Source organism: Caballeronia sp. NK8 (assembly GCF_018408855.1).
Classification (GTDB): domain Bacteria; phylum Pseudomonadota; class Gammaproteobacteria; order Burkholderiales; family Burkholderiaceae; genus Caballeronia.
The window spans coordinates 1084967-1096133 of the sequence record NZ_AP024322.1 but is presented as its reverse complement, the minus strand read 5'-3'; the positions used below and the strand labels follow the sequence as shown (position 1 = coordinate 1096133).

The window sequence follows — 11167 nt, the reverse complement described above, 5'->3', positions numbered from 1 at the left end:
GATCAGCGCGCTTCGCCGAGCTGATCGAGAATCGCGGGATTTTCGAGCGTGGAGACGTCCTGCGTGATCTCCTCGCCCTTCGCAAGCGAGCGCAAGAGACGCCGCATGATCTTGCCCGAACGCGTCTTCGGCAGGTTCTCGCCGAAGCGGATGTCCTTCGGCTTCGCGATCGGGCCGATCTCCTTGCCGACCCAGTTACGCAGTTCAGTGGCGATCTGCTTCGCTTCGTCACCTTCCGGACGCGAACGCTTCAACACGACGAACGCGACCACGGCTTCACCCGTCGTATCGTCCGGACGGCCGACGACCGCCGCTTCCGCGACCATCGGATTGGCGACCAGCGCCGATTCGATTTCCATCGTGCCGAGACGGTGGCCGGAGACGTTCAGCACGTCATCGATGCGGCCCATGATCGTGAAGTAGCCGGTCTCCTTGTCGCGCACCGCGCCGTCGCCGGCGAGGTACAGCTTGCCGCCGAGCTCTTCCGGGAAGTAGCTCGTCTGGTAACGCTTCGGATCACCCCAGACGTTGCGCAGCATCGACGGCCACGGGCGCTTCACTACCAGAATCCCGCCCTGCCCGTTCGGCACGTCCTGACCGGTTTCATCGACGACCGCCGCCATGATGCCCGGCAGTGGCAGCGTGCACGAACCCGGCACGAGCGGCGTTGCGCCCGGCAGCGGCGTGATCATGTGGCCACCGGTTTCGGTCTGCCACCATGTGTCGACAATCGGGCACTGGCCGCGTCCGACGTTCTCGTGATACCACATCCACGCTTCCGGATTGATCGGCTCGCCGACCGTGCCGAGGATGCGCAGCGTCGACAGGTCGTAGCTCTTCGGATGCACCTTCGCGTCCGCTTCCGATACCTTGATCAGCGAGCGGATGGCCGTGGGCGCGGTGTAGAAGATCGTGACCTTGTGGCGATCGATCATTTCCCAGAAGCGGCCCGCGTGCGGATAAGTGGGCACGCCTTCGAACATCACCTGCGTCGCGCCGATCGCGAGCGGTCCGTACGCGATATAGCTATGCCCCGTGATCCAGCCGATATCCGCCGTACACCAGAAGATGTCGCCCGGCTTCGTGTCGAAGGTCCACTTCATCGTCTGCGCGCCCCACAGCAACACGCCCGCCGTGCTGTGCTGCACGCCTTTCGGCTTGCCCGTCGAGCCCGACGTGTAGAGGATGAACAGCGGATGCTCCGCGCCGACCCACTCCGGTTCGCACTTCGTCGATTCGCTCTCGACGATCTCGTGCAGCCACACGTCGCGGCCTTCGGTCCAAGCGACCTTGCCGCCCGTGCGCTGATACACGATGACGTCCTTCACTTTCTCGCAGCCGCCCGCGGCGAGCGCTTCGTCGGCGATGCTCTTCAGCGGCAATGCCTTGCCGCCGCGCATCTGCTCGTCGGCGGTGATGAGCGCGACCGCGCCGACATCGACGAGACGTTCATTGAGCGACTTCGATGAGAAACCGCCGAACACCACCGAATGCGTTGCACCGATCCGCACGCAGGCCTGCATCGCGACGACGCCTTCCACCGACATCGGCAGATAGATCACGACGCGATCGCCCTTTTTCACGCCGCGCTTTCTGAGCGCGTTGGCGAGGCGGCTGACGCGATCGAGCAGATCCTGATAGGTGACGTTGGTGACGGTGCCGTCGTCGGCTTCGAAGATGATCGCGTTATCGTTGCCGCGGCCCGCTTCGACGTGACGGTCGAGACAGTTGTACGACGCGTTCAGCTCGCCGTCCTCGAACCACGTGTAGAACGGCGCCTTCGATTCGTCCAGCACCTTGGTGAACGGCTTGTGCCAGGCGAGCGTCTCGCGCGCAAGTCGCGCCCAGAAGCCTTCGTAATCCTTTTCTGCTTCGGCGACGAGCGCCTTGTAGGCGTCCATTCCGGAGATTGCCGCACCCGTCGTCGCCTTGGCGGACGGCGGGAACACACGTTTTTCATGAAGAACCGATTCGATCGCAGACATCGACAACCCCTTTGATGGTGTTTCCAAATCCGGCGGCGCGCGCGTCGCTGAATGGGCCGCGCGCGCCGCATGTTGTGAGGTTCGAGAGCCGAAAACGCGTGGCGTTCCCGCTCCGAGCCTTGTCTCCGTTGTCGCGACCGGAAGCCGGTCGCATGCAAGGTTGCGCGCCTGAGCAGCGCGGCAGCCCTTGCTTCCATTTCAAGATAAGCCGCCCAACTTACCCGCTACTTACGTGAACCGCCCGACGGGCACGGGGTATACACGGAGTCCGCGCGGCTTCTACAATGCGTCCCCACAATCGTAACTGAACTAACAGCGCGGTATCCAGTTTGAATCGCTACGCTCTCTTACTCATTGGCGCGATGCTGCTCGTCGGAAGCAATGTCGGCATCGGCAAGTCGATCGTCGCCTTCGTTCCCGTTCCGCTCTTTGCCCTGTTGCGCTTCGTGATCGCGCTCGCGGTGCTCTGGCCGCTCTTGCGCTGGTCGAAGATGAAGCGCGTCGCGCGCGGCGAATGGGTCAATCTTTTTCTGCAGGCGTTCTTCGGCACGTTCGGCTTTACCTTGCTGATGCTCGGCGGAGTAGCGCGCACGAGCGCGGTCGCGGCCGGCGTCATCACGAGCACGATTCCGGCCGTGGTCGCGCTGTTCGCGTGGATCTTCCTGAAAGAGAAGCCGGGCGGACGCGCGTTCGCGTCGATCGGACTGGCGATCGCGGGCGTGCTCGTCATCAACGTCGCCCAGGCCGGCGACACGGGCATGAGTTCGTTCGGCGGCAATCTGATGGTGCTCGGCGCGGTGTGCTGCGAATCGCTCTACGTGATCCTGTCGCGCCGTCTCACGCAGACGCTGCCCGCCATCGACATCTGCGCGTATACACACGCCATCGGCCTTCTGCTGATGTTGCCCGTCGTTGGATCGGACGCGGCCTCGCTCGCGCGCTTCGACTGGACGAGCGTCGGCTGGGACACGTGGGCGCTCGTCCTGTGGTACGGCCTTTCGGCCAGCATCTTCTCGTTCTGGCTGTGGATGAAGGGCATTCGCCACGTCGACGGCAGTGTCGCCGGCGTATTCTGCGCCGTCCTGCCGATCGCGGCGGCGCTCTACGGCATCGCGTTCCTCGACGAACGGCCGACGCTCGCGCACGGCGTCGCGCTCGCGTGCGTGGTCACGGGCATCGCGATCGCAAGTTTCGGCGCGCGCCCCGCAGGCCGCGTGTCGCGCGAAACGAGCGTTTAGCTACGGCTCGCCGATTCCATCGGCGCATTCTGAAAGCTTTCGGCAGGCCCGCGCGGTGACGCGCTACAATAGCGGGCTTCCTGACACCGCGAACGCGCCCTGGCGCATTCGCCGGCGCATCGCACGTTTTGGTTCGTCATATTCGCCCGTCATCATTCCAGTTCGATCCGCATCGACTCAATAGCCGCCCATGTCCGCTCCCAAGCATTCACCCGCCTCGCCCTCGCAGCCCGGCTCGATGAAAGTGCTGCCGAAAGTCATCTTCATGAGCCGCTGGCTGCAAGTGCCGCTCTATCTGGGTCTGATCATCGCGCAAGCCGTCTACGTCGTGCTGTTCCTGAAGGAAGTGTGGCACCTCGTCACGCACGCGATGACGCTCGACGAAACCAACATCATGCTCGTCGTGCTCGGCCTGATCGACGTGGTGATGATCTCGAATCTGCTCATCATGGTGATCGTCGGCGGGTATGAGACTTTCGTGTCACGGCTGGGCGTGGAAGGCCACCCCGACGAGCCCGAGTGGCTCGATCACGTCAACGCGGGGGTGCTGAAGGTGAAGCTGTCGATGGCGCTCATCAGCATCTCGTCGATCCATCTGCTGAAAACCTTCATCAACCCGGATCAGCACACGTTCCACACGGTGCTGTGGCAGGTGATCATCCACGTCGCCTTCCTCTTGTCCGCGCTGATCATGGCGTGGGTCGACCGGCTGACCACGCATACGCATCCGAAGCACTTTCACAGCGAAACCATCGCGCCCCGGAGCGCGCTCGACTGAAGCGTCCTAGAGAACGCGCACACAAAATTCCGTCCCCAGAGCTCAAGCCATGACCGTCATCAAGCAGGAAGATCTGATTCAGAGCATCGCTGATTCGCTGCAATACATCAGCTACTACCATCCGCTCGACTACATCCAGGCGCTCGGCCGCGCCTACGAGCTGGAAGAGAGCCCCGCCGCGAAAGACGCGATTGCGCAGATTCTGACCAACAGCCGCATGTGCGCCGAAGGCAAGCGCCCGATCTGCCAGGACACGGGCATCGTCACGGTGTTCGTGAAGGTCGGCATGGATGTGCGGTGGGACGGCGCGACGATGAGCGTCACCGACATGATCAACGAAGGCGTGCGCCGCGGTTATCTGAACCCGGACAACGTGCTGCGCGCGTCGATCGTGAGCCCGCCCGAAGGCGGCCGCAAGAACACGAAGGACAACACGCCGGCCGTGATCCACTACGAGATCGTGCCGGGCGACAAGGTCGATGTGCAGGTCGCGGCCAAGGGCGGCGGCTCGGAGAACAAGTCGAAGTTCGCGATGCTGAACCCGTCGGATTCGATCGTCGACTGGGTGCTCAAGACCGTGCCGACGATGGGCGCCGGCTGGTGCCCGCCCGGGATGCTCGGCATCGGCATCGGCGGCACGGCCGAGAAGGCGATGGTCATGGCAAAGGAATCGCTGATGGACCCGATCGACATTCAGGACATCATCGCGCGCGGGCCGCAGGACTGGATCGAAGAACTGCGTGTCGAACTGCACGAGAAGGTGAACGCGCTCGGCATCGGCGCGCAGGGTCTCGGCGGCCTCGCCACCGTGCTCGACGTGAAGATCATGGCCGCGCCGACGCACGCGGCGAGCAAGCCGGTCGCGATCATCCCGAACTGCGCGGCCACGCGCCACGCGCACTTTACGCTCGACGGCTCGGGCGTCGCGAAGCTCGACGCGCCGTCGCTCGAAGACTGGCCGAAGGTCAACTGGGAGCCGAACACGGAGACCAGCCAACGCGTCGACCTGAACACGCTGACGCCGGAGCAGGTCGCCGCGTGGAAGCCGGGCCAGACGCTGCTGCTGTCGGGCAAGATGCTGACGGGCCGCGACGCCGCGCACAAGCGCATCGCGGACATGCTCGCGAAGGGCGAAAAGCTGCCGGTCGATTTCACGAACCGCGTGATCTATTACGTCGGCCCGGTCGATCCGGTACGCGACGAAGCCGTCGGCCCGGCAGGCCCGACCACGGCCACGCGCATGGACAAGTTCACCGAGATGATGCTCGCGCAAACCGGACTCATCTCGATGATCGGCAAGGCCGAGCGCGGCCCGGTCGCCATCGAGGCGATCAAAAATCACAAGGCCGCGTATCTGATGGCGGTCGGCGGCGCGGCGTATCTCGTGTCGAAAGCGATCCGCGAAGCGAAGGTGCTCGCGTTCGAAGACCTCGGCATGGAAGCAATCTACGAGTTCGACGTGCAGGACATGCCGGTGACGGTCGCGGTCGATTCGAGCGGCACGTCGGTCCACAAGACGGGCCCCGCTGAATGGCAGGCAAAAATCGGCAAGATCCCGGTCGCTACGGCTTGAACCAGAATTAAAGACGGTTTATACCGTTAGGGCACGAGAGCCGGGCAAAACGCCCGGCTCTTTTCTTTGAGCCGCCCTAGCTGATAAAGATTTTCATTCTCAGTTTTGTCTGAAACAAAAAATATTCTCTCAACCTTGGCATTGTCACGCTCAAGGTTTATCTTTGCTTAATGCCCCACGCTACAAAAAAGGAACAATCATGCAAGGCGACGCAAAAGTCATCGAATATCTGAACTCTCAGCTGAAAAATGAGCTGACGGCGATCAATCAATACTTCCTGCATGCACGGATGTACCAGCACTGGGGCCTCGAGAAGCTCAACAAGCATGAGTACGACGAATCGATCGGCGAGATGAAGCATGCCGACTGGCTCATCCAGCGCGTATTCATGCTCGACGGCCTGCCGAATCTGCAGGATCTGCACAAGCTGCTGATCGGCGAAGAGACCAAGGAAATTCTCGAATGCGATCTGAAGCTCGAACAGATCTCGCAGTCGACATGCAAGGAAGCCATCGCCTATTGCGAGACGGTGCGTGATTTCGTCTCGCGCGAAATCTTCGAAAAGATCCTGCACGACACCGAAGAGCACATCGACTGGCTGGAAACGCAACTGGATCTGATCGACAAGGTCGGCATCCAGAACTACCAGCAGACCATGATGGGCGACCACGAATAATCGGATGTCGGGCGTAGTCGCTTCCCTGAAGCCGAACGAGCGTGCCGCGTCAGACGCGAGCGCGCCGGTCGGCATTTTTGATTCCGGTCTCGGCGGTCTGTCGGTGCTGCGCGCCGTGCGCGCGATTCTGCCGCATGAACGTCTGATTTATGTCGCCGATTCGCTCCATGCGCCCTATGGCGAGCGCGACGATGATTTCATCGTCGACCGCACGATGGCGATCGGCGAATGGCTCGTCGCGCAGGGCGCGAAAGCGCTGGTCGTCGCGTGCAATACGGCCACCGCGCAATCGATCGCGCTGGTGCGCGAACGTCTGCCGATTCCGCTCGTCGGCGTCGAGCCGGGCGTGAAGCCGGCGGCGGCGGCGTCGAAGTCACGCGTGGTCGGCGTGCTGGCGACCGCCGTCACCTTGCGCTCGGCTCGGTTCCAGTCTCTGCTCGACCGTTACGCGGGCGATTGCCGCTTCATCTGTCAGCCGGGGCACGGTCTGGTGCAGGCGGTCGAGCGCTGCGACACCTCGTCGCCTGCGCTGATGGCGCTGCTCGAAGGCTATCTCGCGCCGATGCTGGACGCCGGCGCCGATACCCTCGTGCTCGGTTGCACGCACTACCCGTTTCTTGATCGCGCAATCCGCGACATCGCGGGCGAGCGCCTGCAGATCGTCGATACCAGCGTCGCGATCGCACGGCAGCTCGATCGCCTGCTCGACGTCCATGCGCTGAAGAACGTCACCGCGCCGCCTGACAGCCTGCCGCGCTTCTGCTCCACCGCCGACGGCGATTCCCAGCGCCAGCTTGCCGCCGCCCTCCTTCAGCTCGACGCGAAAGTCGAACACGTCGACATCCCTTCGCGCCGCACGCGCCTCGCTGAACCCGACATCGTCTGAGGGTTTCTCACGCGCGCCGCCGCTCCCGCCGCGCGCTTTCGCCCGTCAGGCAAGGCTCTCTAGCAATAAACCCGCTAACTTGCGTGCTCTGTTACAAAAAACACCGAGCCCCGCTTGCAAACGCGCCAATACCGAATGATAATAATTCGCATTAACGCTAACTATTGCGAACGATCATGATTGTCTGTGTCTGCAAGTCAGTGTCCGACCGAAAGATCCGAACCGCCATCGCCGAAGGAGTGGATACCTTCGACGAATTGCAATTCGAGCTCGGCGTGGCGCTGTGCTGCGGCAAGTGTGAGGAAAGCGTTCGCGATGTGATGGCACAAAGCGGCGTCTGCGCTTCGCGCTGCGGAGTCGAGCATCGCGAGCATGTCGCACCGCTCACTTTTTACGAGCGTCAAGCTGCCTGAAGCCACTCGCGCGGCCACTGTGCCGCGCCCAACCGGCGGCATCCGCTGTTGCCGGCTGCGTCGTTCGGTCGTTTTGATCGCCTCCAGCAAGCCAGGTTACCTTCGCATTTCCGGTCACTTCAAGCCAGCCGCGCAACCCTTTACCCCTGGAGGGAAAGATGGAATTGCTGATCGGTTTTGTGGCCACCCTGTTTATCTCCCTGCTTATTTTCCGAACATGACGTCGTCTGGTCTCATCCGTACCGAGCTTGCGCAGCCGTTGGACCTCAAGGTGAAAAGCAGCGCTATCGACGAGCATTCACGCAGCATCCCAAGCCGACAATAACAATGCAGTCCCCGACCATTACTCCCGCCGCTTTCCAGACGGCGCCGGCAGCAAACGCCAATCCGCGCGTCATCGCGGCGTGCGTCGCAGTCGTCGTCATTCACGCCGCGCTGCTGGGCGTCGCGCTGACGATGCGCAACGAGCCGCTGCCGCGTCCGATCGAAGCCAAGTCGATTACCGCGCAACTGATCAGCGAAACGCCGCAGCCCGCGCCGCAGCCGGTCGCGATCGAAACGCCGCCGCCGCCCAAACCGGTTCCGCAGCCCGTTCCGAAGCCGCAACCCAAGCCGAAGGTCAAACCGAAGATCGAGCCGAAGCCCACGCCGATGCCGGTGACCGAAGCGCCGTCGCAAATCGCCGCGCCCGCGCCGGAACCCACGCCGCCGGCTCCGCCGCAGCCCGTGGCGCCTGCAGCTCCCGCGATCGGCAAGCCGAGCATGGATCTGGCCGCGCCGAAGAACGTCGCGCATCTGACCTGTAATATCGCGGTGCCAGAGTATCCGCCCATGGCCAAACGCCGCGGCGAAACAGGCACGGCTGTCGTCCGCCTGACGGTGGGCCTCTCGGGCAAACTCGAAAACATCACGCTGCAAAAGAGCAGCGGCTCGTCGCGACTCGATGACGCGGCGCTTGAGGCGGCGCGCAACAGCGCGTGCAGCCCCTACAAGGAAAATGGCGAAGCGATTCGCGCGACTGCCACGCAACCATTTGTTTTCAGTCTGAACGACTGATCGGTTTTTTTAGATACAAGGAAGAAGAGAAATGGAAAATTACGGGATTGCGCACGTCTGGGCGCAAGGCGACTTCGTGACGCGGGGCATCGCGCTCGCGCTCGTCATCATGTCGGTGCTTTCGTGGACGGTGATCGTCGTGAAGGCGTGGAACGTCGTGCGCCTGAAGCGCCTGACCCGAAACGCAGAACAGGCGTTCTGGCACTCCGACGATTTCAACGACGGCATCAAGAAGCTCGGCAGCCAGTCGTCGAGCCCGGCGGACAACCCGTTCCTCGCACTCGCGCTCGCCGGCCAGGAAGCGTCCGAGCATCATCATCAGACGCAGCCGCATCTGCACGATCGCATGGACGTGTCGGACTGGATCACGCGCTGCCTGAAGGACGTCATGGACGAAGGCGTCGGCCGCATGCAGTCGGGTCTCGCGGTGCTCGCGTCGATCGGTTCCACGTCGCCGTTCGTCGGTCTGTTCGGCACGGTGTGGGGGATCTATCACGCGCTGCTGACGATCGGCGCGACCGGCCAGACGTCGATCGATCAGGTCGCGGGTCCGGTCGGCGAATCGCTCATCATGACGGCGTTCGGCCTGTTCGTCGCGATTCCGGCCGTGCTCGGCTACAACGCCCTCACCCGCGCGAACAAGGGCATCGTCACGAAGCTGAACCGCTTCGCGCACGGCCTGCACGCGTTCTTCGTCACCGGCGCGAAGCTCTCGTCGACCAAGCGCTCGACGAACGCTTCCTCCGACAGCCTGCGTCTCGCGACGCGCGCGTCGTAAGCCGGGAGACTCGCAATGGCCATGAGCCCATTCGCCGGAGATGAAGACGACGGCATGATGAGCGAAATCAACATGACGCCGCTCGTCGACGTCATGCTGGTTCTCCTGATCATCTTCCTCGTCACGATTCCGGCCATGCATCACGCGGTCAAGATCGATCTGCCGCACGCGAGCAGCCAGCCGCAGGACGAGAAGCCCGCGCACGTGAACATCGCCATCAAGGCCGACGGCACGACGCTGTGGGACGATCAGCCGGTCGACGAAGCGACGCTCAACGCGCGCATTACGCAGGCCGCGCAGCAGACGCCGCAACCGGAGATTCATCTGCGCGCGGATCGTCAGGTGGCGTACGAGAAAGTCGCCGATCTGATGTCGGCGGCGCAATCGGGCGGTCTGACGAAGATCGGTTTCGTCACCGAGCCGAAAAGCGGCAAGTAACGCGATAACGCGCCCTTTTGCGGGCGCACAAAGTAAAAGGCCTTCATCGTCGGATGAAGGCCTTTTTTCGTGCGCGCTCGGCGCATTCGGGTGAGGCGGTTACTTTGGGTTCGTATAGCCAGAACCAGAAGTCCCGTCACATGCAGCAGCCGTGGTCGACACGGACAGTGCAATCAACCCTATCAGGCTAACTATCAGAGCAGCCGTCAGTTTTCGCATAGGAGCTCCTTAGCGAAAGAGACTTCAATATACCGCCGCCATTTTTGAGGTTCAAGGCTCGTCCGATTGAATCTGTCCATCGCAAACGCGCGCTTCAATGTCATAAACCAATGACAAACGCCAGCGCGGTCAAACTGTTTCGCGTTCCGGGCTTTCCTGAACAGGACATTCTCCTGGGAAGCGCTGGCCGCTGCCGATCGACTCGACAAGAAAATCGACGAACGCGCGCACAGCGGGAATCATGCCCTGCCGCGACAGGAAGACTGCATAGAGTTGCGGCGACGGAAACGTCCAGCCCGGCATCACCGGCGATAGCTGTCCGGTTCGCAGCGGCGCGCCGTACATCATCTCGGGCAGCGCCGCGATACCGACGCCGCGCATGACGGCCTCGCGGATCATCGATAGATCCGCCGTGACGAGCCTCGGCTCGTGCTCGAACTCGTGACGCGTGCCATCCGGCGCGATCAGCCGATAGACGTGGCGGCCATCGGCGGAAGGCGTGTCCAGTGTGTCGTACTGGGCAAGCTCGGCGGGCGTCATCGGCGGCGCATTCGACTTCAGCAGCGACGGCGCCGCGACGAGCATCTGCTCCGTGCGCCACAGCGGCCGCGCGACCACGTTCGAGCTCGCGGGCGGCTCCGAGCGCACGCGCAGCGCGACATCGATGGCGTCTTCGAACAGATCGACGACGCGATTCGTCACCCGCAGCACGACGCGCACTTCCGGAAAACGATGCATGAAATCCGGCATCACCGCCGACAGAAACGTCTGCGCGATGGTCACCGGCACGCTCACGCGCACCGTGCCGCGCGGCGAATCGCGCAAGCTCTGCACGACGTTCACGGCGGCCTGCGCTTCGGCGAGCATCGCCTGGCAATGCTGGTAGAAAAGCTGGCCCGCCTCGGTCAGCGCGAGCTTGCGCGTCGAGCGCTGCAACAGGCGCACGCCGAGCGACGCCTCGAGTTCCGACACGCGCCGCGACAGCCGGGACTTCGAGATGCCGAGCACGCGCTCCGCCGCCGAAAATCCGCCGTGCTCGACGACGTGCGAGAAATACATCAGATCGTTCAGGTCATGCGAGTCGGCTTTCATGGTCGCTCGGTAAGACTCGGGATTCGGGTCGACGC

At 62.9% G+C, this 11167-nt stretch carries 12 protein-coding genes; 10 read left to right on the top strand and 2 right to left on the bottom strand.

Annotated features, from left to right (window positions below):
* Positions 1-2: 2 nt before the first annotated feature.
* Positions 3-1985 (bottom strand): acetate--CoA ligase, encoded by a 1983-nt coding sequence (gene acs / locus NK8_RS05120; RefSeq protein WP_213227842.1) that lies wholly within the window; start codon positions 1983-1985, stop codon positions 3-5.
* A gap of 329 nt (positions 1986-2314) precedes the next feature.
* Between acs and NK8_RS05115 the strand changes: the two genes are divergently transcribed.
* The 10 genes from NK8_RS05115 (at position 2315) to NK8_RS05070 (ending at position 9821) form a co-directional block, all read left to right on the top strand.
* A complete protein-coding gene (locus tag NK8_RS05115) occupies positions 2315-3223 on the top strand; it encodes a DMT family transporter (RefSeq protein ID WP_162065357.1) in 909 nt (302 codons plus the stop codon).
* A 190-nt stretch (positions 3224-3413) separates the two neighbouring features.
* Positions 3414-4001 carry a TIGR00645 family protein gene (locus NK8_RS05110; protein WP_162065356.1) on the top strand — a complete coding sequence of 196 codons (588 nt, stop codon included), beginning with the start codon at positions 3414-3416 and terminating at the stop codon, positions 3999-4001.
* Between the two features lie 49 nt (positions 4002-4050).
* Entirely contained in the window at positions 4051-5574 is a 1524-nt protein-coding gene (locus NK8_RS05105) for a fumarate hydratase (RefSeq protein WP_213227840.1), read from the top strand.
* Between the two features lie 199 nt (positions 5575-5773).
* Entirely contained in the window at positions 5774-6250 is a 477-nt protein-coding gene (gene bfr / locus NK8_RS05100) for a bacterioferritin (protein WP_061175837.1), read from the top strand.
* Between the two features lie 4 nt (positions 6251-6254).
* Positions 6255-7136: a glutamate racemase gene (murI, locus tag NK8_RS05095; protein WP_162065354.1), complete on the top strand. Its 882-nt coding sequence runs from the start codon at positions 6255-6257 to the stop codon at positions 7134-7136.
* Positions 7137-7312: 176 nt separating this feature from the next.
* Positions 7313-7549, top strand: a complete 237-nt coding sequence (locus NK8_RS05090) for a bacterioferritin-associated ferredoxin (protein ID WP_035506537.1) — start codon at positions 7313-7315, stop codon at positions 7547-7549.
* The gene (locus tag NK8_RS05085; protein ID WP_213227838.1) at positions 7509-7874 is read left to right on the top strand and encodes a hypothetical protein; all 366 of its coding nucleotides are present in this window, start codon (positions 7509-7511) and stop codon (positions 7872-7874) included. The genes NK8_RS05090 and NK8_RS05085 overlap by 41 nt, the downstream gene beginning before the upstream one ends.
* A 2-nt stretch (positions 7875-7876) precedes the next feature.
* Positions 7877-8605 carry an energy transducer TonB gene (locus tag NK8_RS05080; RefSeq protein ID WP_213227836.1) on the top strand — a complete coding sequence of 243 codons (729 nt, stop codon included), beginning with the start codon at positions 7877-7879 and terminating at the stop codon, positions 8603-8605.
* Between the two features lie 31 nt (positions 8606-8636).
* Positions 8637-9383, top strand: a complete 747-nt coding sequence (locus NK8_RS05075; RefSeq protein ID WP_213227833.1) for a MotA/TolQ/ExbB proton channel family protein — start codon at positions 8637-8639, stop codon at positions 9381-9383.
* A 15-nt stretch (positions 9384-9398) separates the two neighbouring features.
* Complete coding sequence (locus tag NK8_RS05070) at positions 9399-9821, top strand: biopolymer transporter ExbD (protein ID WP_061175842.1); 423 nt, start codon at positions 9399-9401, stop codon at positions 9819-9821.
* A gap of 348 nt (positions 9822-10169) precedes the next feature.
* On the opposite strand, the gene NK8_RS05065 is transcribed toward NK8_RS05070, so the two are convergent.
* On the bottom strand, positions 10170-11132 hold the full coding sequence (locus NK8_RS05065) for a LysR family transcriptional regulator (protein WP_162065350.1): 963 nt from the start codon (positions 11130-11132) through the stop codon (positions 10170-10172).
* Positions 11133-11167 lie beyond the last annotated feature (35 nt).